The 26990-nt window shown below is 47.0% G+C and carries 26 protein-coding genes; 18 read left to right on the forward strand and 8 right to left on the reverse strand.

Annotation, left to right across the window (positions count from 1 at the left end):
- Positions 1–138: 138 nt before the first annotated feature.
- The 9 genes from M3P05_RS01205 to M3P05_RS01245 all read left to right on the forward strand — a co-directional run bounded on the left by M3P05_RS01205 (position 139) and on the right by M3P05_RS01245 (position 7458).
- Positions 139–669: a F0F1 ATP synthase subunit I gene (locus M3P05_RS01205; protein ID WP_249697402.1), complete on the forward strand. Its 531-nt coding sequence runs from the start codon at positions 139–141 to the stop codon at positions 667–669.
- Between the two features lie 13 nt (positions 670–682).
- Positions 683–1552, forward strand: a complete 870-nt coding sequence (gene atpB / locus M3P05_RS01210; protein ID WP_249697403.1) for a F0F1 ATP synthase subunit A — start codon at positions 683–685, stop codon at positions 1550–1552.
- 116 nt (positions 1553–1668) lie between these two features.
- The gene (atpE, locus tag M3P05_RS01215; protein WP_249697404.1) at positions 1669–1923 is read left to right on the forward strand and encodes a F0F1 ATP synthase subunit C; all 255 of its coding nucleotides are present in this window, start codon (positions 1669–1671) and stop codon (positions 1921–1923) included.
- A 124-nt stretch (positions 1924–2047) separates the two neighbouring features.
- Positions 2048–2518, forward strand: a complete 471-nt coding sequence (locus M3P05_RS01220; protein ID WP_249697405.1) for a F0F1 ATP synthase subunit B — start codon at positions 2048–2050, stop codon at positions 2516–2518.
- Positions 2519–2531: 13 nt separating this feature from the next.
- Positions 2532–3065 (forward strand): F0F1 ATP synthase subunit delta, encoded by a 534-nt coding sequence (locus M3P05_RS01225; RefSeq protein WP_249697406.1) that lies wholly within the window; start codon positions 2532–2534, stop codon positions 3063–3065.
- Positions 3066–3128: 63 nt separating this feature from the next.
- On the forward strand, positions 3129–4673 hold the full coding sequence (atpA, locus tag M3P05_RS01230) for a F0F1 ATP synthase subunit alpha (protein ID WP_249697407.1): 1545 nt from the start codon (positions 3129–3131) through the stop codon (positions 4671–4673).
- 15 nt (positions 4674–4688) lie between these two features.
- Positions 4689–5549: a F0F1 ATP synthase subunit gamma gene (atpG, locus tag M3P05_RS01235; protein ID WP_249697408.1), complete on the forward strand. Its 861-nt coding sequence runs from the start codon at positions 4689–4691 to the stop codon at positions 5547–5549.
- A 34-nt stretch (positions 5550–5583) separates the two neighbouring features.
- Complete coding sequence (atpD, locus tag M3P05_RS01240; protein ID WP_249697409.1) at positions 5584–6960, forward strand: F0F1 ATP synthase subunit beta; 1377 nt, start codon at positions 5584–5586, stop codon at positions 6958–6960.
- 69 nt (positions 6961–7029) lie between these two features.
- Complete coding sequence (locus tag M3P05_RS01245; RefSeq protein WP_249697410.1) at positions 7030–7458, forward strand: F0F1 ATP synthase subunit epsilon; 429 nt, start codon at positions 7030–7032, stop codon at positions 7456–7458.
- A 268-nt stretch (positions 7459–7726) separates the two neighbouring features.
- Here M3P05_RS01245 and M3P05_RS01250 read toward each other — a convergent pair whose 3' ends face one another.
- The 5 genes from M3P05_RS01250 to M3P05_RS01270 all read right to left on the reverse strand — a co-directional run bounded on the left by M3P05_RS01250 (position 7727) and on the right by M3P05_RS01270 (position 11430).
- A complete protein-coding gene (locus M3P05_RS01250; RefSeq protein WP_249697411.1) occupies positions 7727–8353 on the reverse strand; it encodes a TetR-like C-terminal domain-containing protein in 627 nt (208 codons plus the stop codon).
- Between the two features lie 242 nt (positions 8354–8595).
- Positions 8596–9411, reverse strand: a complete 816-nt coding sequence (locus M3P05_RS01255) for a hypothetical protein (RefSeq protein WP_249697412.1) — start codon at positions 9409–9411, stop codon at positions 8596–8598.
- 110 nt (positions 9412–9521) lie between these two features.
- Positions 9522–10079, reverse strand: a complete 558-nt coding sequence (locus M3P05_RS01260; RefSeq protein WP_249697413.1) for a carboxymuconolactone decarboxylase family protein — start codon at positions 10077–10079, stop codon at positions 9522–9524.
- 24 nt (positions 10080–10103) lie between these two features.
- Positions 10104–10616, reverse strand: a complete 513-nt coding sequence (locus M3P05_RS01265; RefSeq protein ID WP_249697414.1) for an NUDIX hydrolase — start codon at positions 10614–10616, stop codon at positions 10104–10106.
- 55 nt (positions 10617–10671) lie between these two features.
- A complete protein-coding gene (locus M3P05_RS01270) occupies positions 10672–11430 on the reverse strand; it encodes a sulfite exporter TauE/SafE family protein (RefSeq protein ID WP_249697415.1) in 759 nt (252 codons plus the stop codon).
- A 149-nt stretch (positions 11431–11579) separates the two neighbouring features.
- Here M3P05_RS01270 and M3P05_RS01275 point away from each other — a divergent pair, with 149 nt between their 5' ends.
- From M3P05_RS01275 to M3P05_RS01285, 3 genes are all read left to right on the forward strand, one after another.
- A complete protein-coding gene (locus M3P05_RS01275; RefSeq protein ID WP_249697416.1) occupies positions 11580–12869 on the forward strand; it encodes a 2-hydroxycarboxylate transporter family protein in 1290 nt (429 codons plus the stop codon).
- Positions 12870–12947: 78 nt separating this feature from the next.
- On the forward strand, positions 12948–13484 hold the full coding sequence (locus M3P05_RS01280; protein WP_249697417.1) for a YaeQ family protein: 537 nt from the start codon (positions 12948–12950) through the stop codon (positions 13482–13484).
- Positions 13485–13833: 349 nt separating this feature from the next.
- Complete coding sequence (locus M3P05_RS01285) at positions 13834–14835, forward strand: adenosine kinase (RefSeq protein ID WP_249697418.1); 1002 nt, start codon at positions 13834–13836, stop codon at positions 14833–14835.
- Positions 14836–15337: 502 nt separating this feature from the next.
- Here M3P05_RS01285 and M3P05_RS01290 read toward each other — a convergent pair.
- On the reverse strand, positions 15338–16270 hold the full coding sequence (locus M3P05_RS01290; protein WP_249697419.1) for a hypothetical protein: 933 nt from the start codon (positions 16268–16270) through the stop codon (positions 15338–15340).
- A 191-nt stretch (positions 16271–16461) separates the two neighbouring features.
- Between M3P05_RS01290 and M3P05_RS01295 the strand changes: the two genes are divergently transcribed.
- Entirely contained in the window at positions 16462–18459 is a 1998-nt protein-coding gene (locus tag M3P05_RS01295; RefSeq protein WP_249697420.1) for a cytochrome P450, read from the forward strand.
- Here the strand turns inward: M3P05_RS01295 and M3P05_RS01300 are convergent.
- On the reverse strand, positions 18386–19126 hold the full coding sequence (locus tag M3P05_RS01300) for a TrmB family transcriptional regulator (RefSeq protein ID WP_249697421.1): 741 nt from the start codon (positions 19124–19126) through the stop codon (positions 18386–18388). The genes M3P05_RS01295 and M3P05_RS01300 overlap by 74 nt on opposite strands.
- A 457-nt stretch (positions 19127–19583) precedes the next feature.
- On the opposite strand from M3P05_RS01300, the gene glmU reads away from it, so the two are divergent.
- Together glmU and glmS are read left to right on the forward strand one after the other, a co-directional pair.
- Positions 19584–20951, forward strand: a complete 1368-nt coding sequence (glmU, locus tag M3P05_RS01305) for a bifunctional UDP-N-acetylglucosamine diphosphorylase/glucosamine-1-phosphate N-acetyltransferase GlmU (RefSeq protein ID WP_249697422.1) — start codon at positions 19584–19586, stop codon at positions 20949–20951.
- Between the two features lie 80 nt (positions 20952–21031).
- Positions 21032–22861: a glutamine--fructose-6-phosphate transaminase (isomerizing) gene (gene glmS / locus M3P05_RS01310; protein ID WP_249697423.1), complete on the forward strand. Its 1830-nt coding sequence runs from the start codon at positions 21032–21034 to the stop codon at positions 22859–22861.
- A gap of 66 nt (positions 22862–22927) precedes the next feature.
- On the opposite strand, the gene M3P05_RS21175 is transcribed toward glmS, so the two are convergent.
- Positions 22928–23356 (reverse strand): GFA family protein, encoded by a 429-nt coding sequence (locus M3P05_RS21175; RefSeq protein ID WP_408635836.1) that lies wholly within the window; start codon positions 23354–23356, stop codon positions 22928–22930.
- A 224-nt stretch (positions 23357–23580) separates the two neighbouring features.
- On the opposite strand from M3P05_RS21175, the gene M3P05_RS01315 reads away from it, so the two are divergent.
- Genes M3P05_RS01315 through M3P05_RS01325 form a run of 3 tightly spaced genes read left to right on the forward strand, consistent with a single transcriptional unit; the run spans position 23581 to position 26958 of the window.
- Positions 23581–24591, forward strand: coding sequence for an extracellular solute-binding protein (locus M3P05_RS01315; protein WP_249697424.1), 1011 nt, complete (start codon positions 23581–23583; stop codon positions 24589–24591).
- Positions 24591–26291, forward strand: coding sequence for an ABC transporter permease (locus M3P05_RS01320; RefSeq protein WP_249697425.1), 1701 nt, complete (start codon positions 24591–24593; stop codon positions 26289–26291). Before M3P05_RS01315 ends, M3P05_RS01320 begins: the two co-directional genes overlap by 1 nt.
- Positions 26278–26958 carry an ABC transporter ATP-binding protein gene (locus M3P05_RS01325; protein WP_249697426.1) on the forward strand — a complete coding sequence of 227 codons (681 nt, stop codon included), beginning with the start codon at positions 26278–26280 and terminating at the stop codon, positions 26956–26958. Before M3P05_RS01320 ends, M3P05_RS01325 begins: the two co-directional genes overlap by 14 nt.
- Positions 26959–26990 lie beyond the last annotated feature (32 nt).

A 26990-nucleotide genomic window follows, 5' to 3' on the forward strand; every position in this document is an offset into this window, starting at 1 on the left:
GGAATTATGAGGTTAAAGGTTGATCAATTCCCTAACTATTTAGGCATTACTGGTAACAGATTAAATAAACTACCTGTTTTTATTCGGCTTTCCGTATTATGCAAAGATGGTTGAACGTAGGTAATAATACCCATATACTTGCCACGCCTGACAGCCTCACACAAAAAAGGCTATAAGAATAACGGCATAAAAGCATACGAAAAAAATAAGAGCAGTTGCGCAGATTTGACTAACAGAATTGTCAGTAATTTTGTGCAGGACAGACAGAGGTATGAGGCGGGCTTGATGCAATATCCTCACCTGCAAAAACCAGCGATACATCGAGTAATTATTGTGCAGTCAGTGATGACTGTGCTGCTATCTGCAGTATTTTTTTTAAATAACACAACTGCAGGTCTGTCAGCCCTTCTTGGGGGGCTTATCTGTTTGATACCGAATACCTACTTTGTGGCCAGGACGTTTTCACGTTCCGGCGCACGAGCGGCAAAAATAATTGTAATGGACTTTTACAAGGGTGAAGCGGGGAAGTTTCTTCTTACTGCTTGTGGCTTTGCTCTGGTCTTTGCTCTGGTAAAACCGCTGGATTATGCGGTGTTGCTGGGCGTTTTTGTTTTGGTGCAGGCGGTCAACTGGTTTACGCCGGTGCTGCTGAAAATCCGGATAAGTTGACGGGAAACGATTTATGGCAGCAAATACAGCCTCCGGTTATATCCAGCATCACCTGCAGAATCTGACTTATGGTCAGTTGCCAGCAGGTTACGAGCGCAGCGATGGCTCGGTACTGAATGATGCAACCTGGACAATAGCTCACAGCGCTCAGGAAGCTTCTGATATGGGCTTCTGGGCTATTCATGTCGACAGCATGCTCTGGTCTGTCTTTCTCGGCCTGATTTTTCTTTTAATTTTCCGTTCAGTCGCAAAAAAAATTACCAGTGGTGTACCCGGTGGTTTGCAGAATGTGATTGAAACCATTGTCGAGTTTGTTGATACCAGCGTGAAAGAGAGTTTTCATGGCCGGAATCCGGTTATCGCTCCTCTGGCATTGACGATTTTCTGCTGGGTCTTCTTTATGAACCTGATGGATCTGATTCCGGTTGACTGGATTCCCGGACTGGCCACTCTGGCCGGGGTTCCCTATATGAAGATCGTGCCAACCACCGACCCTAATATCACGATGGCCATGTCTATCAGTGTCTTCCTGCTGATGCTGTTTTACTGGGTCAAAGTCAAAGGATTTGGCGGTCTGTTCTCTGATCTGGCTCTGCATCCATTTACCAGTGACAACCTGGTAATCAAGACCATTCTTATCCCGGTGAACCTGCTTCTGGAGACGGTTTCCCTTATCGCCAAGCCAATCTCTCTCGGCCTGCGACTGTTCGGAAACCTTTATGCCGGTGAACTGATTTTTATCCTTATTGCCATGATCGGATATCTGCAGCTGCCCCTGCACTTTGGCTGGGCCCTGCTGCATGTTCTGGTTATTACCTTGCAGGCATACATCTTCATGACCCTGACCATTGTTTATCTGAGCATGGCTCATGAAGATCACTAAACAGCCCTGAGCGAAAATGCGAAGCATTTTGGTGGGAAACAGCCGTCATAAGCGGCGCTTAACTCTAGTTACTTGAAAACAAACAAACCATCTGACGATTGGAGTCTGGAGGAAATATGGAACTGGTAGTTGGTCTAACCGTCATCAGTGTTGCAATCATGCTGGGTCTTGCTGCGCTGGCCACTGCAATCGGCTTTGGTATGCTGGGTGGGAAATTCCTGGAAGGTGTTGCACGCCAACCTGAAACTGCTCCCATGTTGCAGACCAAGATGTTTATTGTCGCCGGTCTGCTCGACGCTATCCCCATGATTGCCGTAGGTATCGCGCTGTTCTTTACCTTCGCCAATCCATTCATCGCGCAGGTGCAATAAGCCTGGGTTAATGGCTGATCATGTTTTTTGACTGTTTGGTCTTCCGGCTCTTCTGGTGCCGGAAGATGCTGATAGCCCAAACATCAGAAAGCAAAACATTAACTGATTTGCGAGAGGTGATGGTGTGAACATCAATGCGACCATTATTGGTCAGACAATTGCGTTCGCATTCTTCGTGTGGTTCTGCATGAAGTATATCTGGCCGCCCATTATTGGCGCCCTGAATGAACGTCAGAAAAAAATAGCAGATGGGCTGGCTGCTGCTGATCGCGCTACCAAAGATCTGGAGCTGGCTCAGGCTAAGGCAGTGGAAGAACTTCACCTGGCTCGTGAACAGGCTAAAGAGATTCTTGAGCAGGCTAATCAGCGTGCCACTGTGATTGTCGAGGAAGCGAAGGGCGAAGCCCGCAAAGAAGGTGAACGCCTGATAGTGGCAGCCCGCGCTGAAATCGATCAGGAAGCCAACCAGGCTCGGGAAGCTTTGCGTGCCCAGGTTGCCAGTATTGCTGTGGCAGGCGCTGGCAAAATCCTTGGCAAGCAGATTGATGAAGCAGCCAACAGTGAACTGGTAGAACAGTTGGCAGCGGACCTTTAAGACGGAGGCGACTATGGAACTGACCACTTGCGCCCGTCCTTACGCCAAAGCTGCGTTTCAACATGCTCTTGGCCAGAACGCTCTCGATAGCTGGCTGGAGATGTTGAAAAGTGGCGCAGCCGTGGTTCGGAATGACAAAGTCAATGTGTTGCTTGGGATGCCTTCCCTGACAGCCGAGCAGAAAGCAAATGCCTTTATTGATGTGTGTGGCGACAGTTTGAGCGACAGTGGTCGTAATTTTGTCCGCACACTGGCTGATAACAAGAGATTGACCCTCCTGCCACAGATTGCCGAACTGTTCGAAGCTCTCAAGGCCGAACAGGAACAAAGTGTTGATGTAGAAGTTCTTTCGGCATTCCCTCTTTCCAGCGAACAGTTAGAAAAACTGGGCGGGAAGTTAAGGAGCAGGCTGAGTTCTGAGGTCAGGCTGGTCAATACGCTTGACCCCGAACTGATTGGAGGCGTTGTCATTCGTGCTGGCGATCTGGTGATCGACAGTAGTATCAAGACAAGGCTGGAAAAGCTGGCTGATGCAATGCTCTCGTAAGCAGCCATAAACAGCCATGAGCGGTATAAGAACGAATTCCTAAAATTGGCAGGCAGGTTTGGCATGCAGCAACTGAATCCTTCTGAAATCAGCGACATTATCAAGAGTCGGATAGACAGCCTTGATATTTCTGCTGAAGCCCGCAATGAGGGCACAATCGTCAGCGTTTCTGACGGTATCGTACGTATCCATGGTCTCGCTGATGTTATGTATGGCGAGATGATTGAATTCTCCGGCAATGTTTTTGGAATGGCTCTTAACCTGGAACAGGACTCTGTGGGTGCCGTTGTTCTTGGTGATTACAAAGGCCTGGCGGAAGGACAGAAAGCCAAGTGCACCGGACGCATTCTGGAAGTGCCCGTTGGCTCAGAACTTCTGGGGCGGGTGGTCGATGCTCTTGGTAACCCTATAGACGGCAAAGGTCCAATAGAAAGCAAAAAGACAGCACCGGTTGAAAAGGTTGCTCCTGGCGTAATTGCCCGTCAATCGGTTGATCAGCCGGTTCAGACTGGTTACAAGGCTGTTGATGCCATGGTTCCCATCGGACGTGGCCAGCGTGAGCTTGTGATCGGAGACCGTCAGACAGGTAAAACCGCTCTGGCCATTGATGCCATCATCAACCAGAAAGACACCGGCATCAAATGTATCTATGTTGCCGTGGGCCAGAAGCAGTCTTCGATCGCTAACGTGGTACGTAAGCTGGAAGAGCACGGTGCGATGGATCATACAATCGTGGTTGCAGCTGGCGCTGCTGACCCGGCTGCCATGCAGTTCCTGGCACCATTTGGTGGCTGCTCCATGGGAGAGTACTTCCGTGACCGTGGTGAAGATGCCCTGATTATTTATGATGACCTGACCAAGCAGGCCTGGGCATATCGTCAGATATCCCTGTTGCTTCGCCGTCCTCCTGGTCGTGAAGCTTATCCAGGTGATGTCTTCTATCTCCATTCCCGTCTGCTGGAGCGCGCTGCCCGAGTAAACGCTGACTATGTTGAAAAGCTGACCGGCGGCGAAGTGAAAGGGAAAACAGGTTCACTGACAGCCCTGCCTATTATCGAAACTCAGGCTGGTGACGTATCAGCATTCGTACCCACCAACGTAATATCTATTACAGATGGCCAGATCTTCCTGGAAACAGATCTGTTTAACGCTGGTATTCGTCCGGCAATGAACGCGGGTGTTTCTGTATCACGGGTAGGTGGCTCGGCCCAGACCAAGATCATCCAGAAGCTGGGTGGTGGTATTCGTCTGGCTCTGGCTCAGTACCGTGAACTTCAGGCCTTTGCACAGTTTGCATCAGACCTGGATGAAGCGACCCGGAAACAGCTTGAACATGGGCAGCGTGTCACAGAGCTGATGAAGCAGAAGCAGTATAAGCCTCTGTCTGTTGCAGAAATGGGTGTTTCCATTTACGCCGCAGAAAAGGGCTATCTGGAAGATGTTGAACTGAACAGGATCGGCGCTTTTGAAGATGCCCTGCTGAGTTACGTGAACAGCCAGCATGCAACCCTGATGGCCAAAATTAATGAGTCCGGCAGTTACAGTGATGAGATTCAGGCGGACATTAAGGAAGCCATCGAGAAGTTCAAAGCAACCCAGACCTGGTAAAGGGAGCGGATTGCTATGGCAGTCGGAAAAGAGATAAAGACGCAGATAGCGTCGATAAAGAATACGCAGAAAATCACCTCCGCCATGGAGATGGTTGCCGCTTCAAAAATGCGTAAGGCTCAACAGCGTATGGAGCGTTCACGCCCCTACGCTGAGCGTATCCGTCAGGTTGTTGGTCATATAGCCAATGCCAACCCCGAGTACCGTCATGATTACATGATTGAACGGCCGGTGAAGCGGGTTGGCTATATCGTCGTTTCAACAGACCGTGGTCTTTGTGGTGGTCTCAATACCAACCTGTTCAAGCGCACTGTGGAGAATATGAAGCAGTGGCACGACAAGGGTGTTGAGATTGATATTTGTGTAGTTGGTAACAAAGCAGCGTCATTCTTTAACAGCTTCGGTGGCAATGTTGTTGCGGCAATGAATCATATGGGGGATTCCCCAAACATTGCTGACATGATCGGCGGTGTAAAGGTGATGCTCGATGCTTATGAGCAGGGACGAATTGATCACCTTGTGATTACCTTCAACCGGTTCGTAAATACCATGGCTCAGACGCCGGTTTGTGAACAGCTGCTACCCCTGCCACCGGATGAAGATGAGGCTCTTAAGCATCCCTGGGATTACCTGTATGAGCCTGACTCCAAGTTGCTGTTGGATCAGTTGCTGGTGCGCTATATCGAATCCCAGGTTTATCAATCGGTGGTTGAGAATAATGCCTGTGAACAGGCGGCCCGGATGGTTGCGATGAAGAGCGCCACCGATAACGCCGGCAACCTGATCGATGAGCTGAACCTTGTGTATAACAAGGCGCGCCAGGCTGCGATTACCCAGGAACTTTCCGAAATCGTAAGCGGCGCAGCGGCCGTATAGGACAGAATTTCAAGATAAGAGGTGAGGATGCATCATGAGTAGCGGTCGTATCATACAGATCATAGGCGCCGTTATCGACGTCGAGTTCCCACGCGAGGAAGTCCCTCAGGTATACGACGCCCTGAAGGTAGATGGCAAGGAACTGACCCTGGAAGTACAGCAGCAGCTGGGTGACGGAATTGTTCGTTCCATCGCGCTGGGCTCCACAGAAGGTATCAGCCGTGGGTTGGTAGCCAATAACACCAATGCTCCGATCAAGGTTCCAGTCGGCACCAGTACACTGGGACGCATTATGGATGTTCTTGGTGACCCTATTGATGAAAAAGGCCCCATTGGTGAAGAAGAGCGCATGCCCATTCACCGGGAGCCACCCAGCTATGCTGATCAGGCAGCCACCAATGAGCTGTTGGAAACCGGGATCAAGGTTATTGACCTGGTCTGCCCATTTGCCAAAGGCGGTAAGGTAGGCCTGTTCGGTGGTGCCGGTGTTGGTAAGACCGTAAACATGATGGAGCTGATCCGGAATATTGCGATTGAACACTCTGGCTTCTCCGTGTTTGCCGGTGTGGGTGAGCGAACCCGTGAAGGAAACGACTTCTACCACGAGATGACCGATTCCAACGTACTGGATAAGGTATCCCTGGTGTATGGTCAGATGAACGAGCCTCCCGGCAACCGTCTGCGTGTAGCCCTGACTGGTCTTACTATGGCAGAAAAATTCCGGGATGAAGGCCGCGACGTGCTGTTCTTTGTGGATAACATCTACCGTTATACTCTGGCCGGTACAGAGGTATCAGCTCTCTTGGGGCGTATGCCATCGGCGGTAGGTTACCAGCCGACACTGGCAGAAGAGATGGGCGTACTGCAGGAGCGGATTACATCAACCAAGACTGGCTCCATCACCTCGATTCAGGCGGTATATGTACCGGCGGACGACCTGACTGACCCATCTCCGGCAACCACCTTCTCGCATCTGGATGCGACCGTGGTACTGAGCCGGGATATCGCTTCCAAGGGTATTTACCCTGCGATTGACCCGCTGGACTCCACCTCTCGTCAGCTGGATCCACTGGTTATCGGTCAGGAACACTATGATGTGGCCCGTGGTGTACAGACAGTATTGCAGCGCTACAAAGAACTGAAAGATATTATTGCGATTCTGGGTATGGATGAATTGTCCGAAGGAGACAAGCAGACTGTAGCCCGAGCTCGTAAGATTGAACGTTTCCTGTCGCAGCCATTCTTCGTGGCGGAAGTGTTTACAGGTTCACCTGGTAAGTATGTGTCCCTGAAGGACACCATCCGGGCGTTCAAGGGAATCCTGGAAGGGGAGTATGACGCACTTCCCGAGCAGGCGTTCTACATGGTTGGCTCAATCGATGAAGCGATTGAGAAAGCCAAGTCCCTTTAAACCGATAACATCCGGCCTCTTTTTCTGAACACTGTTTGAAAAAAGAGGTCTGAACAGGAGGGACATACCATGGCAGTGAGTGTTCACTGTGACATAGTCAGTGCAGAGGATGACATCTTTTCCGGTCTGGTTGAGATGATCGTAGCAACAGGTACAGAAGGTGATCTGGGTATAGCTCCTGGGCATACACCTCTTATTACCGGCTTGAATCCCGGGCCTATTCGCCTGATTAAGCAGGGTGGTGAAGAGGAAATCTATTACCTTTCTGGCGGGTTTCTGGAAGTTCAGCCCAATCAGGTTAAGGTTTTGGCTGATACCGCGCTGCGTGCCAGAGATATGAATGAAGCGGCGGCAGAAGAAGCCAAGAAGCAGGCGGAACAGGCTCTGGCTAATCAGCAGGGTGAGTTTGATTACAGCCGTGCGGCGACTCAGTTGGCAGAGGCTGTTGCCCAGCTTCGTACTCTACAGGCTATTCGTAAGAAATTGGGTAAAAAGTAACGATAGCTTGAGAGCTGAACACCGTTCATATGAGCTTTAACACTGTTCAAAATTTAAACGGTTAGTTATTTCAAGCTATAAAGAGAAACCCTTAATACCGGTTTTTGGTATTTGAGGGTTTTTTGTATGTGAGAGTATTAATTGTGAGCTTGAAGGTGGATATTTGAAGTTCAGCAAGGCTCAAGTAATTTCTGAGTGCCTCAATAAAAATCTAGGACAGATTACACAAAGAGCAGAAGGTCACTTAGGGCCACTCTATTCCAGGCCTCTAAGAGGTCGTTGTGGATAATTGCCCGTTACTGACCCAGCTCTTCAAATAGTTATCCAGCAGAGAATCAATCATCTGCTCACCACTGGTATGCTTTTCAGAGATAACCCCGCCTCCAGCAGCAAGAAGACAGATTCCATGAACACCAGCCCAGATAACACGTGAAGCAATGTGAATATCCTGAAGTTTCTTTCGCCCTTCAATTCTGCTTAGTTGTTCTGTAAACAGAGCAAAAAGACGGTCTATACGCATCTGGTGCCACTCAGGAAGAGCTTTGTGAACTGGTATTCGGTGTTCAAAGGCCAGTTGCCAGCGGTGAGGATATTTGCGGGCAAAACCCAGCTGAATTCTGGCCAGCTTTCGCAGCGCAACCTGTGGATAAACCTCCTCCCTCACTGCAACGTTAGAGAGCAAATGCAGCTCATCCAGAGTTTCAGCGTTTGCAGCAAGCAAAAGATCACCGTAACTGCCAAAACAGTTGATAATCGTTGCGGGCGAATAACCAATAAGCTTGGCAACCTTTCTCAGGCTGAGATCCTGTGAGGGATACAGGTTCAGAAAATCCTTAACGGTTGCGAGAGCCAGGCGCTGAAGTTCATCTTTACTGTGATCATTCCGGCGAGCCATATCCTTTGTCTCTTACTGGAACAGTTTATGAATACTGTTAAATATTTACAGCCTGTTAACTCAACAGTGTTCAAATCAGTTTGGAAGCTCTACGGAGGGGGAGTCAAGAAAATGGTCGAAAAACTACTGAACAGTGTTTAGTTAAATCGGAAAGAACCAAACACTGTTCGAACTGCAAATGAAAAACAGTGTTTGGTATGTTCCCTTTGTAAACGGTGTTCAGGATAACAACCTAAACAGTGTTAGATTTCATCTTCCGGCACCTCTCTTTCTTTGAGGTCTGATAATGTGAGGACCTTGATCATTGATTCAAAGTTATTCTTGAAAGAGAATACTGTTACATTCACCTGCGCCCCAATATTAGCAACAGCCTTTGCACCAATACCAAGACCAACACCAAAATTGTTTGGCATCAACTGTCTGTAACTGGAAACCTTACCTCCAACCAGCTTGGCACCCTCAACTTCGACACTGGCCCTTGGGGTGATAGAAACCGGAAGGGAGGTATAGTTGACTTTGTCATCCCATCCATAACTCATTCCTCCACCAAGGTAGGCCCCCACTCCAACACCATGATCAGCAAACGGGCGAAGCTCTATCCAGCTTTCTCCTAAGGTGCTGCTGCAGTACGCAATTTCAGCCCCGGCAGCCCAGTTAAGTTTCACCAGAGCCAAACTCCAGTAAGCACCAACCTTGGAGCAGCTATATGTTGGGTTAATAAACTCATGAAAGAGTTTCTTGATGGCAGGAGCTGTATCCAGGTTGTTAACAGATTCCTCATAAGCAATCTGTTCCTCAGCTACGGCTGTCTCAAACATCTTATGGTAGGTTCTGCACTGGTTGGTATGTTGAGCAATCTGTTCTTTGTCTTCCGGGTTCTCAATTGCGTACTGAAGACTATTGGAAAGATCAGCTAATACCTCAAAGCCTCCTGCTCGGTTGTAGAGAATATCCTTAGTACAGTCCATCAGGTCATGGATATCTCCATTTGCCTGAACACCTGCAGTTGCAAGGCACAGAGACAAACACCCAAAATAGTTTTTGATATTATTCTTCATTGCTGTCACTCAAATTCACCGCTTAGGAGGTGCGAACATTAAAGAAATAATCCAGTAACAGCAGTAACATTTTGGTCAAAAAGTGTACAGTAATACTGTGCAAAAAGTGATCAATTGTTTCTTCTTGCAGGTATTTTACACAATCCCTGAGAAGGTATATCCAAAGCAGCATTAAATCGGGCTGACATATTCTGAAACGAAATCAATGCGGTCAGCTCCATGATTTCCTGTTCAGAAAAATATTCTTTTAACCCCAAATGGAGCTCTTCTGTTACCTGGCACCCTGAACCAGACATAGCTTCTGTCCAGGCCAGTGCGGCTTTTTCCTGGGGAGTAAAAACATCGCTGTCTTTCCAGTTATCTAGTTCCGCCAGCTTTTCTTCACCACTGTGTTCTTTGGCGAGAGTCTGTCCGTTCAGGTCGATACAGAACTCGCACCAGGTCAGTTTGGCTACATAAACCTGTATCATAGCTCTGAGGACGGGAGAGAGAGGAGAGGATTTGTGGCTGAGCGCTCCCCAAAGACTGGCAAACAAGACGAAAAAGCGGGGGCGTCTGGACCATACCAGAGCTGGCTGAAGAACCTGGCCGTAGCGTTTTTCCTGTTTATTAAAAAACCAGCGCAGCCAGAAGGGTAGAGCTTCTCTATCTGCAGGTGTAACTCTCATGTAAGACCTCTAAGCAAGGGGATATCATTCCAGTTCCTTGCTTATGCCTGTAATTTGCTCACGAATCAAGCGTCTGGTCTTGATAAAGAACTCGGGATAGCGCCAATTATCCGTGTTAAGAGATAACCACGAGCGCCAGGAAACATCGCTTATTTCGTCCGGATTCAGGGGGGAAGACTCCACCGCGATAGGTTTACACCTATAGAGTTGAAAGCCATTGGAAAACTCAGCCAGCATTTCATGAACTGAAACCCGGATGCCTGTCTCCTCAAATGTCTCTCTGTAAGCAGTACAGCGCGCTGTTTCACCTTTCTCAGAGGTGCCACCCGGAATAGTCTGTTTACCGGATCGCCTCATTGTCACAATGACAACCTCATCCTCTTTGGTAATCAAGCAGCCTGCATTAGCTGGTTGATATTCATCTGTAGAATAAGGGCAGCTATCCAGAGATGGTTTCTGACAACCAGCAAGAATAAATGTAATGGGAAGAAGAGCTGCTAGAAGGGAGAAAGGTATCATCGTTTTGTAGTTGTTCATGGATTCTGCGCCGGTCGCTTTATGTAAGAGGACAATGACCTTTGACCTCTCTCCATCAAAACAGTTCCCTAACTCCCTGAAAAAATAATACAGAACCAAGGCTGAACAGGGATAGGTAACAAAACCCATAGATGATTTTCTGAGAGAGCCGATTCAGCAGGTAATAACCCAGGAAAACGCCCGCTGGAGCCGCCGGAACCAGGAACAAAGAAAACACAAGATTGCTGAAATCCAGCTGACCCAGCCAGCTATATGCCGCAACCTTACTGAAATTCAAGCCAGCAAATATCCATGCCTGAGTACCCATAAGCAGATGGCTGCTCAGACCGAGAGGTAGAAGATATATGGAAAGTGGAGGTCCTCCGGCATGAATACCAAAACTGGTAAAACCGGTAAGGCATCCCCAGAAACTGCCTTTAACTGCTGATGACTTGCTTCTGGAAGTTGAGTTTCTCTGTAACCACAGTAACAGGCAAAAACCAAGAGAGACCAGCCCAATCAATAGCCTGATGCTGGCATCGGAAAGCTGGTTAAAAATCATTGCGCCAATGGCGACACCAACAATCCCCGCAGGGAGGCAGTGGATGAATGCTGGCCAGTAAATCTGTCCCCTGAATTTCCACATGGATATGAAATCCATTAAAAGAAGGAGCGGTAACAGAACCGCAGCTGCCTGAACCGGATCCATAGCCAGAGACATTAATGGAACAGACAGGGAGCCAACAATGCTTCCAAGCCCACCCTTTGCCATACCGTTAATAATGACAGCAAGGAAGGCTAGAAGGTAAACAACAATATCCATGCTTTCAGGCATGCAGCGAGTTTCCTGCCTGTTGATGAGATCATAAAGAGTGCTTGTATTCCCCAGGAAATGAAAGAACACGCTCAACAAAATAAAAGTGACTAAACCATCAACACTTCTTACTTTTATCTGTTTCCCCAAACAAGAAGAAGGTGGTTCAAATGTTTGCCGGGCGTATATCTGGATTACCCTTGGGGCTCTTTACTGCATCTTTCCTTATTCTCTGCCTGGCGCATGTCTTTGGAACATTGCCTGCCGGTTTACCGGGAGCTTTGGCTTTTACGCTTATGCTTGGAGGCATTCTTGGGTATGTGGGTGACAGGATTCCTGTCTGGAACAAGTATATTGGTGGCGGCCCTGTTCTGGTATTTCTGGGCGCAGCATGGATGGTTTATGCTGGCATTCTTAACGAGGCTGAAGTTAAGTCAGTCACAAACCTGATGAAGAGCAGCCACTATATTGACCTGTTTATAGGTATTTTAATTGTTGGAAATATTCTTGCTTTAAAACGGACTCTTCTGATTCAGTCTCTTATTGGATATATCCCAACCATATTAATCGCGCTGGCTATGGCGACTCTTTTCGGGATATGTGCAGGAACGCTTGTTGGAATACAGATGGAAGATATTCTGATGCTTTATGTTCTTCCGATCATGGGAGGGGGAAATGGCGCGGGTGCAATCCCGCTTTCGGAAATATATGAATCTGTGACGGGTAATTCCCGGGAAACCTATTATTCAAAAGCCGTTTCAATTCTCACCATAGCCAACATTATCAGTATTATTCTGGCTGCATTACTGAACAGGGTTGGAAATATATACCCTCTGTTCAGTGGACAGGGACAGTTGGTTCGCAATGGTCTGCGAGACTTAAGAAGTGGAGCAGGCAGGGAAAGTATTGCACGGGAAGATCTTCTTGGAGGCCTGACACTTGCCGTTGTTTTCTGCGTTATGGCTGAAGTGTTTTCAAAAGTATTACTGCCGGGTTGGGGAAATATCCAGATTCACCGTTATGCCTGGCTGGTCGTGCTTGTTACATTGCTGAATGTTTCAGGAGTTATTCCAGAAAACCTGAAAGCAGGAGCAAAAAAAACTGCGGACTTTTTAAGTAAAGAACTGTTGTGGGTTCTTATGGTTGGTGTGGGAATCGCCTACACAAACCTTGGTGAAGTCATTGAAGCCATCAATCCCATCACTTTGTTTGTAGCAATATTTATTGTCGTTGGCGCAACTCTTGGAGCTGCGTTTGGAGGGAGACTGTTTGGTTTCTACGAGATCGAGTCAGCCATCACTGCCGGATTGTGTATGGCTAACCGGGGCGGTTCCGGTGATCTGGAAGTTTTGGCGGCATCAAAACGGATGAACTTGCTTTGCTATGCCCAGATATCCTCACGACTGGGGGGAGGAATTGTTCTGGTTATTGGCGCTGTGATATTTGGTGCTTATGGGTAATACCCTTCTTGTTTTGAAGATCAGGAAACAGTTAGGCTCAGCTCCATTGAAAATATTGCAAAATCATCGGGATTAAATATGGCGCTGAAAGCCACTATCTTCAAAGCCAGCCTCCAGGTGGCGGATATGGATCGTCACCATTATCAGGACTACAACCTGACTATTGCCAGGCATCCCTCTGAAAATGATGAACGCATGATGATGCGTGTTTTGTCCTTTGCCCTGAATGCTGGCGATGACCTTCAGTTCACCAAGGGCTTAAGTACTGATGATGAACCTGACCTGTGGGAAAAGGATCTGACTGGAGCGGTTAACCTGTGGATTGAAGTTGGTCTGCCGGATGAGAGACGTATTCGCAAAGCCTGCAATCAATCCAGGCAAGTGATTATTTATGCTTATGGTGATCGAGCTGCCCCAATCTGGCGGGAACAGAATGATCCTACATTTAAACGGTTTTCAAACCTGAAGGTGAATTTTGTGTCTGGAGACCAGCTATCTTCCCTGGCAGAGCATACTGAGCGAACGATGAGTTTACAGAGCACAATTCAGGATGGACATATTCTGGTTTCCAGTGATTCCGGCTCTACCGATATCGAACTCCAACACTGGGTTTGATACAAATAGATAAAAGCGAAAGGGATAACGGTCAAATTTGCAGAAGAGTTGAGAATATGTCGGAAAATACAGGGATGTATGTACGGCTGTTACTGAACTTTTAGGTTTTACTTGGAAGTTTGGGGAATATAGCCTGAGGTTCCCCCAATATACACTTCTTATAAAACTGGCGAATAATTCACCTTTGGTTTAGTGAATTTTACCTGCTTGTGGTATCGTTACCCGTTTCGCCTTTTGTAACAACTGGCAGTTGTTTACAAAAAACGTAGTCTGAATGGCTGAGCGATAGCCAGGCAATCACTGTCTGTGGCGATCTACAGCCCGTTATTCATCTATGAAAGAACACCATATGAAAAGCTACCACATCTATGGAGTAGGTGCGGCTTTGGTTGATACTGAGATTGAGGTTGATGATACCTTTCTCGCAACCAACGGAGTGGAAAAAGGTCATATGACCCTGGTCGATCAGCAACGTCGAGACGAGCTGATGGAGGCGCTGAAGGATCACCTTGTACACTCCTGCCGAGCAAGTGGCGGTTCAGGAGCAAACACAGCGATAGCAGCCAGTTACTTTGGAAGTAACGTGTTTTACTCCAGCAAGGTAGCAAATGATGATTTCGGGCAGTTCTACCTAAAGGACATGAAAGAAGCAGGAGTCACAACCTGCAAATTAAATGGAAACAATGAAGGCATTACCGGCAAATGCCTGGTTCTGGTCACCCCCGACGCAGAACGTTCCATGAACACCTTCCTCGGTATCAGCGAAACCCTCTCCACAAATGAAATTGATGAAGATGCTTTGAAACAGTCAGAGTACATCTACATTGAAGGCTATCAGGTCACTTCAGAAACTGGTCGTGCTGCAGCTATTCATGCCCGTGAGCTGGCAGAAAAGCATGGTGTAAAAACAGCCTTAAGTCTTTCTGATCCTGGAATGGTGAAGTTCTTCCGCGAAGGTCTTGAGCAGATGATCGGTGATAAAGGCGTCGATATGCTGTTCAGCAACCGAAGGGAAGCGCTGTGCTGGGCTGAAACCGATGACCTGGATGAAGCTATTGAGGCAATGAAGAAAGTTGCCCGCGCATTTGCAATTACTCTCGGCCCAAGAGGTGCGATCGTATTTGATGGCGAGAAACTGTTGAAGATCGAGCCTTATCCCGCAGAACCTATTGATACCAACGGTGCTGGCGACTCTTTTGCCGGTGCGTTCCTGTATGCAATAACTGCAGGCTACAGTTACCAGCAGGCTGGTGATCTGGCTAGCTGTGCATCTGCCAACGTTGTTTCCTCCTACGGCCCCCGCCTGTCCCCAAAAAAATACACCGCTATTCTGGAAGAGATTCTGGGCTAAAAACTATTATCTATAAGCAGTACTGTCTGGTTAATGACGTGTGATGGTATTGCTTATAGAAAGACAAACCTGAATAAAGAGGGGGTTATTCCCTGATAAAAAATAATTGGTGTGTGACTGGAGTTCTGAAAAGAACTTGAGTGATGTGGAATGTTTGCTTGTGGTTAAGGGTCTGATTTTCCTTATCAGACCCACAATCCATGTTCCCTGTTTGTAGTCATCCTGGCTATCGGTCTTTCCCTGACCTGAACCTGCTTTCCTTGCAGGTTACGTCCTTGGGATGCAGAAGGCGATCCGTGCCATTTCCTTGTCTCGTACTTGAAACATAACTGCGAAGCGGAGAATATCTCTTTGTACAAAACCTGAACAGTCGTTAACCCCGCCTGAAATAGCAGGCGAATTCTTACAAGCTTTCAGGCTCCTACCGCTAATAGTTTCGGTTATCAGCTCTAACAAAAGGTTACACAAATACTTACCGAAGTTCTTATGTGTTTCCTCCAGGTTATTCATCTTCATCTTCATCTTCATCTTCATCAAACGGGTCAGTGAGAAAACCAGAGGCAAATTCATCCTCCATATTAATCGGATTAGTTGGGACGGGTTTGGTTGTAGAGGCAAGATTATTACGTTTCAGCCATTCGCAAATATCTGGTACCTGCATCCTGAAACTATCTGGGGAGGCTTCATACCACGGCTTGAGGCTCCTAAGCTCTTTGTCGAGTTCTGAGCTGTCAAACGCCTTACCTTCACTCTCAGCCAACTTATTCATGAGAGCTTTCAAAGCACCTGAAAAGCGATCCAGATAACCTTGAAACTGTTCAGCCAGAACCATCTCACTTAGTACGATGTAACCGGGCAGATCAATATCATCTTCATCATCTGTTTCCAGATAAAAACCATTTTTCTTTAAGGCTGATATTGCTCTATAGAGGCTCTGCAGCTCATTTTTGAATTGTTCATCCCCCTTCTCCGCACCTGCTCTTAGCTGATCAATTCGAGCCTGGGCGACAAGCCTCAGGGGTTCTGTGAGGTAAGAGTCTGCGCGTATTCCCTGGGAGCTTATGAGTGCAGTTTTTTCTTCTGGAAACTCGTTTTCATCCAAATTATCCAAGTCATAGTCCCGGTCTGTAACAACGACCCGATAACCATTATTAATCATAAAAGAAACCAAATTACCCTCAGCAGAGTTAGCTGTACCTTGGTCAAGAAGTTGGTTAAGAGACTCTTCAGCCAGCATGAGTGTTTTGGGTGTTGTGCCATAACTTTTTAAAACTGGAAGGCCATGAATACTCTGATGGAGAGATAATGAAGCTTGCTGATAACTATTTGATGAATCAGAAGAAATAAGAGAATCTTGCTGAGCGACACAATAAAGAGGAAATGATAAGGACACCACTGTTGCAATAATAGTCAGTAAATTATTAGCTTTTGGCATGAGATTCTCCAAGATCAACAACTAATTTGCCTCATATTGAAAGCAAATTGGTAATCCAGATTAGCTCATCTTTATTTAATGGTTACTTGAAAGATTTAGATTACTGTAACTTTTTGTTCTTAATAAGTATGACGGTTTGATCTCTGGGTACTAGTCTTGGCTTGGTTACTTGAGCAGGCTTGGGTATAAGTATGAAGATAATCAGGATCAGGCTGTTAGCAAAGGTTATATCTGTAATCTGGTTATTGCATGCTGTCCCTGTTTTTGCCGGAGTAGAAAATGAACCTAAGAGTACACCTCCCTCTTCAATTCCTGATAAAACAAAAAAAGATAAAGTACCGGCTCCTGAGAAACGATATGTTGTTATTGAGGAAAGTGACATATCACCGCAAGAAAAGGAAAGAGCAGAATTTTTACCCCTGCCTCTTGTTGGGGAGTACGATGAAATAATAAGGAGAGTCACTCCAAAAGGAAGTGAAGCCGTAGATGTAAAACTATTGGCAGATTATTTACTTGAAAAAAGTAAAGATCACCCGATATGCAGAATGAATACCCACCCCTCTAACTGTATGTTGAGATGGCTTCTCACAACGGTATCAAGGGAATCATGGTTATACCCCTGGCTTACATATCTTAAAGACAATATGTGGGTCTGGGACTACGATATTGCATCAGGAATTCTTGCAAAGTCATTTGGTACCCATCTCGTCAAACAAGACATTTTTACGATGGTGAGAATAATCCTTGGGGAGTTCTCTCTATTTGGAACAGATGCAGGTGAAGTTCATACTGGTAAACGTCAGGTGTTTAAAGTAGCTTTTGGCCCACAATCTCTAAAGTTAATAACCTCTCAGCTTGATAAATTTTCTAAACGGTTTGTAAGTCAGTTGAGCGACTCGCTTACCGGCTCTAGTATAAGGCTGGAAGTTGGTAAGTTTTTGATGTCATCAATTATCAGTACGGTTTTTGGTTTTGATGTAAGTGCCGATGAACATCGAACGAAATTTGATGAAATAAGAGAACATTTTCAAGGGGTTGTTGAGGCTTCAGTTAAGTTACCTTTCGATTATGGTTTTCAAATGAGGCCCAGAGCTATGCGTGATTCTTACCTCAGGCAACACTATGGGGCGATTTATGATAAAAAAATCCTATTGCTAGAAGATATTAAGTGGTTGGTAGAAACAGCAAAATCTAAAGGTGTTCTGGACAACATTGACTATATGGGAGAAGCAGAAAGTGGAGAGCCTTTATTACGTGCTGTTGTTCGAAATGCTGGGGGGCACGATAAACTGACAGAGGAGGATTATCAGGATCTACTAAATCCAATGATTGCAGGAACAGATACTGGGTCGTTTTTTCAGATGGCTGTTATATCAGAGCTTGCAAGAGACAGGGAGTCATTAGAGAAAATAATAATAGAAATGAAGCAGGTTTTAACAAAGTTTGGCGTTCCTATGACTGGGTTTGGTTCTCATGAGTGGACAGATGATCAAATGACAGAAGAAAACATGCCAACACTTCATCTTCTGATAGAGAAAATCTTAATGGAGTTACCACCTGTTCCTGTCGATTCAAGGAGAGTAAAAGATGATTTTGTTATTTATTTTCTTGATCGGGAAGCAACCAAAAAACAACCTCAAGGAAGAAGGGTATTCAGAAAGCTCTTTTTAAGAGCAGGGGAAACTATGACGCTTCCAATTTATTATCTAAACCCAAGAGAGGGATCTACAAACCCTCATATATCACCAGAGTTAATGGGGCTGCCTCTCAAAGAACGTGTTAAATACAAACATACCTTTGTTAACAGAAGTCAGTTTCATGCATGTGTAGGGCAGCACTTCATAAGAAAGCTTGAAAAGCTGCTTATTCTAAATTTGATTTCTTCAGGAAGGAAACCTGTACTCGAACAGGAAATTGAGCATTTTGAGTTATCGTTTAAAGGCACTATTGCAATAGAAGATGACCTAACTATTAGATTTGAGCGGTTGAGTTTCGACGATATTCCAATCCCCCCTCAACATCAGGAAGAGGAAATGGAAGCTGAAATAGAAGATGAGGATATGAATGAACTTACAGGCCAAGTTGAAAGGTTGTCTTTAACCTCCTCCACTAGCTCTACAGGAACCCCCACAGCGCATCAAACACAACCTGTTGCGACCTTGCCACTTCTGGAGCCTCCAGAACAGTAGCAACAGGGTAGTTTTCTGAAGCCATGGAAATCATGGCAACCTTGGGCGGGTAGATAGCAATATAACTGGCATCTACCGGCCCATCTGTTTTCAGCCACTTCCGCTCTGAGTACTCGGCATCTTCACCGCCATCACCGACTGCAATCACGCGGACTTTTATCTTGCGACGAATACGCTGAAGGGTGTAGTTCGGGAAAGGCCGGTAGAGGTGATGACGAATACTTTTTGTGGAGAAAACACAGTATTCCTTATCTGTTTGCTGGCCGACAGTTGCCAGAATATCCTTCAGCACCGTCTCAATCCCATCGTCACCCTCATAAAACCGGACATTGCCAGCAGAGAAGTCCGGCTTCAGGTGATGCAGGCCTGGAATAATATTTGTTTTCAGGGAATCGATCGTTCCTTCCAGGGCTGATTTTTTCTCTTCAGCGAGAAGTAAAAGTTTGTCAGGGTCTTCTGCACGAAAGACACGACGTTTTCCTTTTGGGGCATAACTGATCAGCCCCCGGGCTGCCATCTGCTTAAGAGACTCGTAGGTTGTTCCCCTGTTTATCCCGGTGTGACTGGCTATATCGCGGATTGAGGAAGGGCCAAGCTGGAACAGAGCAAGATACAGATTGATCTCTCTGTCATCCATTCCTAGTTGTTTGAGGGCGCTGAGATCCATAGAGAAGCAGACCTTTGTCAAAAAATTAATGACAAAAACTATTGTTATCTGAAAATAACAGATTACATTGTGTAACGCTTGAGAATAATGTGTATTTTTGAAATATCCCAGTAGATAGCCTTTGAAGTAAGGTGCTGAGAAGTTATTGCTGGCTGACAGGGTTTGTCAGCCATGAATTGACAGGGTTGCATTTTACCTGATGGGCTCAACGCCCGCTCAAGGTTGTTTAATTGTCTCTGTCAGGCAGGTTTGCAGAAGTACTTGCCTTATAAGTTTGCCGAGTTAGTTTTACGGCTCTGCATCAGGCTTTTTCCACTGAAATCGCTTCAACTCGTATCTGAGTGAATCTAGTGGAAAGTGTCTGGGCTGAGCCATTTTTATTTTTCATAGCCGACCGCCAAGTATCAGCATAACGAGCCTTGGCTGGAAAGAAGCCGGTGGTTGGAAAGGATACGAAATGAAAACCGAAGTAATTATTCTTGCTGCTGGCCAGGGAAGCCGGATGAAGTCCTCGTTGCCCAAGGTTCTGCATCCCATTGCTGGTCGCTCCATGTTGGAACATGTTATCGGTTCTGCTGAACAGACCCTTGACGGACAGGAAGATATCCATGTTGTGATCGGACATGGTGCTGATACGGTTCGAGAGAGACTGGCACATTTTCCGGTGAACTGGGTTGAGCAGACAGAGCAGCTTGGCACTGGGCATGCTGTTATGCAGGCAGCACCTGCCTGCTCCCAAGCTGATGTTGTACTGGTTCTTTATGGCGATGTACCAATGATTCTGCCAAGCACATTGCAATCTCTGGTATCTGCTTGTGATGGCAAAAACCTTGCTTTGCTGACAATTGATTTGGCCAATCCCAGCGGTTACGGACGTATTGTTCGCGACACTATGGGAGCAATTCAGGCCATCGTAGAAGATAAAGATGCCACGCCTGAGCAAAAAGCTATTACCGAAACCAATACAGGTATCATGGCGATTCCGGGCAAGCGTATGGCTGAATGGCTGAACAATCTGAATAACAATAATGCTCAGGGTGAGTTTTACCTCACGGACATTGTTGCCATGGCTGTTGAAGAGGGAACCAGCGTCGTTAATGCGCGCCCCAGCAGTGAAATGGAAGTTCAGGGTGTAAACAACCGTATGCAGCAGGCTCAGCTTGAAAGATTGCTGCAGAAGCGTCAGGCAGAACAGTTAATGAACGACGGTGTTACTATTCTAGATCCTGCCCGCCTGGATATCCGAGGCAGTCTCGCATGTGGCAATGATGTGGTTATTGATATCAACTGCATTTTTGAGGGCGAAGTAAAGCTGGAAGATAACGTCCAGATCGGCCCCAACTGTCATATTCAAAATGCTGTTATCAAGGCTGGTTCTATTATAAAAGCCAACTCTGTTATTGAAGATGCTGTTGTTGGTGAAGACTGTGATGTTGGGCCTTTTGCACGTCTGCGTCCTGGCACCCGCCTCGAAACCAAAGCTAAAGTCGGTAACTTTGTAGAAACCAAAAAGGCTCATATTGGTGAAGGCAGCAAAGTTAATCATCTGAGCTATGTTGGAGATGCTGAAGTTGGCGAGGGTGTAAACGTGGGAGCAGGAACAATCACCTGTAACTACGACGGTGCCAACAAGTTCAAAACAACAATTGCTGACGGTGCCTTTATTGGTTCCAACACAGCTTTGGTTGCCCCGGTGACTGTTGGTAAAGATGCAGTCGTTGGAGCTGGCTCCACTGTGAATGATGATGTACCAGACGGTCATCTGGGTATTGCCCGTGGCAAGCAGCGCAATATTCCAGGTTGGAAGAAGCCGGCTAAAAAGTAATTCGCAATAACCCTTTATATAGGCAGCAATTCACAATTACTGCCTCGATTGAAGCTTCTGGGATTTAAGGAAAACATTCTATGTGTGGCATTGTTGGTGCGGTAGCGCAGCGTGATGTGGCGCCTATTCTGATCGAAGGATTGAAACGTCTGGAATATCGTGGCTATGACTCTGCAGGTCTGGCTGTTATCGATCGTCATAGTGTTCTCGGGCGTCTGCGCCGTATCGGCAAGGTGAGTCAGCTGGAAGATGCGCTGAATCACGAACCTGTTCGTGGCGGTACTGGTATTGCTCACACACGTTGGGCAACTCACGGTGAACCCTCTGAGCGCAACGCCCACCCACATATGTCTGGCGATATTACCGTTGTTCACAACGGTATTATCGAGAATCACGAAGAGCTTCGTGCAGAGCTGAGAGGTAAAGGCTACGTTTTTGAATCTGAAACAGATACAGAAGTGATTGCCCACCTTATTCATCATGAGCGCAAGAGTTCTGAAACCCTTCTGGAAGCCTTGCAAAAAGCAGTTACTCAATTGGACGGTGCTTATGGCACAGTCATTATGGATCGTAATGATCCCGATCTGATTGTTGTTGCGCGTTCCGGCAGCCCTCTGGTTATCGGTCAGGGTATTGGTGAAAACTATGTTGGTTCAGACCAGCTGGCTCTGCTGCCTGTTACCCACCGATTCCAGTATCTGGAAGAGGGTGATGTTGCAGAAATTACCCGGGACAAGGTTTCCATCTTCAACTTTGCCGGAGAACCTGTTGAACGCGAGCTGATTGATAGCGATCTTGATCACCAGGCCGGTGACAAAGGTGAGTTCCGTCACTTTATGCTCAAGGAAATTTTTGAGCAGCCTCAGGCTATTGCCAGCACTCTGGAAGGTCGCCTGACAGATTCTCATGTCGCAGTTGAAGCATTCGGCCATAACGCACGGGAAATCTTCGAGAAGGTTGGAGCTGTTCAACTGATTGCGTGTGGTACCAGCTACAACGCCGGTATGGTTGCCCGTAACTGGTTTGAAGATCTGGGGATTCCCTGCCGTGTTGAGATCGCCTCCGAGTTCCGCTACCGCCGTGCATTTGTTCCTGATAACTGCCTGTTTGTGACTATTACCCAGTCTGGTGAAACGGCAGATACTCTGGCAGCGCTGCGTCTTGCAAAAGAACAGGGTTTTATGAACTCCTTGACAATCTGCAACGTACCAGGCTCTTCCATGGTTCGTGAATCCGATATGGCATTTATGACCCGTGCCGGTGCTGAGATTGGTGTTGCCTCCACCAAGGCGTTCACAACTCAGCTGACTGCACTTCTGATGCTGGTGACTGCCATTGCGCGCAGCCGTGGTCGTATGACTGAAGAGCAGGAATCACAGATTGTCAGTGATCTGCGAGGTCTGCCCCATGCTATTAATGAAGTGCTGGAACTGAAAGATACAATTACTGAGCTGTCTGAGGACTTCGCTGACAAGCATCACAGTCTCTTCCTTGGCCGTGGAACCATGTATCCTATTGCTATGGAGGGTGCACTGAAGCTGAAGGAAATCTCCTACATCCACGCAGAAGCTTATGCCGCTGGTGAATTGAAGCATGGACCTTTGGCACTGATCGACAGTGATATGCCGGTAGTGGTTGTTGCCCCTAACAATGAGCTGCTGGAAAAACTGAAGTCCAATATGGAAGAAGTGCGCGCCCGTGGCGGACAGCTTTATGTCTTTGCAGACCGTCATGCACGACTGGTTGCCGGTGAAGGTGTGAAAGTGATTCCTCTGGGAGAGATCAGCGATCAGATTGCTCCGATTCTCTACACTATTCCTCTGCAACTGCTCTCTTATGATGTGGCACTGATCAAGGGAACCGATGTTGACCAGCCCCGTAACCTGGCAAAATCTGTAACCGTTGAATAGAAGCATCAAATATAACTAAGAAAGCCTGGGAGTGTCCCAGGCTTTTTCTTTTCTGAAAAAAAATGCTTAAGCCAAATATTTCAACACAGCTCTGGGCGGACCCGGTTCCTGTGACAGGTTGTCAGATATTGCAAAATGAAGGTTGAGCGAGCTGACCCACACATGAGTTTCCGGGGAAAACTGTGAAGGGTTATTTAGTGTGGATGCCGGTATCGCAAGGATATCCTGCAAAACCTTTAGTTCAGTGAAAACCGTGGTGCCACATATAGAGCAGTGATGCTCAATCATAGGTTTTCCAGATCCCCCAGTGTCTTTGAACTGTTGACTTTGACCAGTAATATCCAGCTGCTCTTTTTTAACCATTAGAAAGCCAGCGCAGGGACCACTGGTGCGCTTTTGGCAGGCATGGCAGTGGCAGAAGCCACTAAGCACAGGTTTACCTGAAATTGTGAACTGAAGTTGGTCGCAGCGGCAGCTTCCAGACATCTGACTCATGACATCATTCTCTTATTCTTCTTGGGAGGTCAGAAGTTTACCTTGCCATTTAACGGCCTAACACCCCCCTCTATAACACTGCTTTCAGCTAATACATCACCACATTGTTGTTTAGCAATCTGGTATCAGATCAAAACATCGCTAACTTGCCATTGAATTTTAAAAACACATATGTAACATGCAAATGATAATGTTTATCATTAAGTTTTGCGTTTGGTGCTTCGATGAAAAAAACAACTGTTCTCCTCGCCGGTACTGCCTTAACAATGGCTTCCTTCTCTTCTCTGGCTGCAGAGGAAGTTAATGTTTATTCCTATCGTCAACCGTTTCTGGTTGAACCTATGTTTGAGTCTTTCACAAAAGATACCGGCGTTAAGGTGAACGTTGTGTTTGCCAAGAAAGGACTGGATGAGCGTCTGGTTCGTGAAGGCAAGTACAGCCCGGCTGACGTTGTACTCCCAACGGATATCAGCCAGATGGTGAAGTTGGTAGAGAAAGGTGTGACCCAGCCTGTACAAAGCGATGCGATCAACAAATCAATTCCTGAGCAGTATCGTGACCCTAACGGTCACTGGTATGCTCTGACACTGCGCATCCGTAACATCTACAGCGCCAAGCGTAACGGCAAGCCTGAAGATATCTCCTATGAAGATCTGGCAAAGCCTGAGTTCAAAGGCAAGGTCTGCACCCGCAGCGGCAAGCACCCATACAACCTGTCTCTGGTTTCTTCCATGATCGCCTATAAGGGTGAGCAGCAGACCAAAGCCTGGCTTGAAGGTGTGAAAGCTAACCTCGCACGACGCCCACAGGGTAATGACCGTGCCCAGGTAAAAGCCATCAAGGAAGGCGTTTGCGATTACTCTCTGGGTAACAGCTACTACTTCGGACAGATGATGAAGCGGGACGATCAGCGTGAATGGGCTGAATCTGTTTACATCAACTTCCCCAACCAGGGTAATCGTGGCGCAAACGGTAACGTGAGTGGCATGGTGATGGCCAAGCATGCTCCTAACAAAGCTAATGCACAGACGTTAATGGAATATCTGGCTGGTGAGAAAGCACAATCAGTTTATGCTGAAGTGAACATGGAGTACCCAATTAACAAGTCTGTACCTGTGTCCAAAACCGTTGCAGCCTGGGGGGATTTCAAAGCTGAAGATATGTCTCTTGTTCAGATCGCTGCCAATCAAGCTAAAGCTCAGAAGCTGATTGATGAAGTCCAGTTTGATCATTAATGAAACATAATCTTCCTTACGCATGGAGAGTCGGCAGCTGGCTGCTGGCTCTTCTTCTCTTCCTTCCCGTTATTGCTCTTATTGTTGAAGCCTTTGCTCCGAGTGGAGATATCTTCAACCACCTTTGGCGCACAGTACTTGGCAACTATATTGCCAATTCTGCTCTGCTGGTCGCAGGTGTTGGTGTTCTGGGAACAGTATTGTCTGTCCCTGCAGCCTGGATTATGGCCCGTACAGATATTCCCGGGCGAAAAGTCCTCCAGTGGTTGCTCATATTGCCGTTGGCCATGCCAGCCTATGTGATTGCCTATATCTACACTGATCTTCTGGAATTCTCCGGACCCATTCAGGGATTATTGCGTCATGTAATGGGGTGGGAATCTGCGGCAGATTACAGTTTCCCAGAAATCAGAAGTTTGCCTGGGGCTGTGATAGTTCTTTCCCTGGTTCTCTATCCTTATCAGTATCTTCTGGTACGAACAGCATTTCTGGAACAGTCCCAAACTCAGGCAATGGCGAGCCGCCTGCTTGGCTGTACTCCTCTTCAGAGTTTTCTTCGAGTTGCCATTCCCATGGCCCGCCCGGCAATCATCACAGGGCTTGCCTTGATGGGGATGGAGACATTGGCTGACTTTGCCACCGTCAGTTATTTTGCCGTGCCGACGATGACTACGGCTGTTTATGACACCTGGCTCGGCTACGGAAGCTTAAGTGCGGCAGCAAGATTATCAGCACTGATGCTGCTTGCCGTTGTTCTCCTGATCTCAATGGAAAAATACAGTCGCCGTCGCCAGTCTCTGTTTCAAAGAGATTCTGGTTACGATAAGGCATTGCTGATAAAACTCAGTGGCAGTAAGAAGTTTCTGGCTCTGATATGGTGCTGGATGCTTGTCGTATTCGGGTTTGTCCTTCCTGCGTTTATGCTGCTGAAGTACCTGCTCAGTTTTTATAAAGTCAGCTCGATCTCAGATCTTCTAGTTGATGGCACCAACAGCCTTATCGTGGCTGGAAGTACTGCCCTGGCTGCTGCAGCCGCGGCCATTCTCTTTGGTTTTTACCAGCGTTTTCAGCCTGGCATGGTTTCCCGTATTCCCGGGCGGCTGATTTCAACTGGCTATGCTTTGCCCGGAACAGTGCTGGCTATAGCTGTTTTGATTCCTTTGTCTTTGGCAGACACAGGAATTAATGAACTGCTTATAGCTTTAGGGCAAAAACCGGTTGGCCTGGTTTTCAGTGGCTCAATCTTTGCTGTGGTGCTTGCCATGGTTATTCGTTTCTCAGCAATAGCTGTCGGGAGCGTTGAGGCCAGCCTGGAACGAATATCTCCTTCTCTCGATATGGCAAGCCGTACGCTGGGGTGCACTATTCCAGGGATGGTGCGGCGGGTTCATCTGCCACTTATGCGCAAAGGCATACTCACAGGTCTGCTTCTGGTTTTTGTTGAAGCCATGAAAGAACTGCCAGCCGTACTGCTGTTAAGGCCTTTTAATTTTGAAACGCTGGCGACATCTGTCTTTCAGTATGTATCGGATGAAAAACTGGAGTATGCCGCTCCTGCCGCAATCGCTCTGGTTGTCGCCGGATTAGTGCCGCTGATAGTTATGAACTGGTCTATGGATAACTCCATGGGTTCTAATTCCCCAGAACCATCACCGCAGCAAACAAAGCAACAGGAGGCGGGGCATTTTGAGTGCGCTTGATATTAAGGGATTAACCTGCAGTTATGGTCTGACCAGGGTTATTAGCGATCTCAATCTCAAGATTGCTAATGGTGAAATCATCTGCCTGCTGGGGAAGAGTGGTTGCGGAAAAAGCACGCTGCTTAAAGCCATATCTGGTTTGCTCCAGCCTGAAAATGGAAGTATCACTGTTCACGATACTCTGGTGAGCTCTTCTGAAATGATGGTTTCTCCCGAGAACAGAAACATTGGTATGATCTTTCAGGATTATGCTTTGTTTCCTCATCTGGATGTTTTCCATAACGTGGCTTTTGGGTTGAAAGGGCAGCCTCGCTCAGACATTAAAAAGAGAGTGCAGGAAATGCTTGAGCTGGTAAGCCTGGAAGGGCTTGAGAAAAGATATCCTCACGAGCTTTCCGGAGGACAGCAGCAGCGGGTGGCCATAGCCCGTTCTCTTGCAAGAAAACCTTCTCTTCTTTTGCTGGATGAGCCTTTCTCCAACATCGACAGCGAAGTACGCCAGCGACTGATCAGAGATATTCGTCAGATCCTGAAACAACAACATGTTGCCGCATTGTTTGTAACTCATAGCAAGGAAGAGGGTCTGGATTTTGCGGATTCAGTTGCCACTATGGAGCAGGGTCGTATACGGCATGTGACCACAGCAAAAGAAGTTTCCTCCATATAAAAAAGGCCATGCTATGCATGGCCTTTCCAAGT

The organism is Parendozoicomonas callyspongiae (assembly GCF_023502345.1).
Classification (GTDB): Bacteria; Pseudomonadota; Gammaproteobacteria; order Pseudomonadales; family Endozoicomonadaceae; genus Sansalvadorimonas; species Sansalvadorimonas callyspongiae.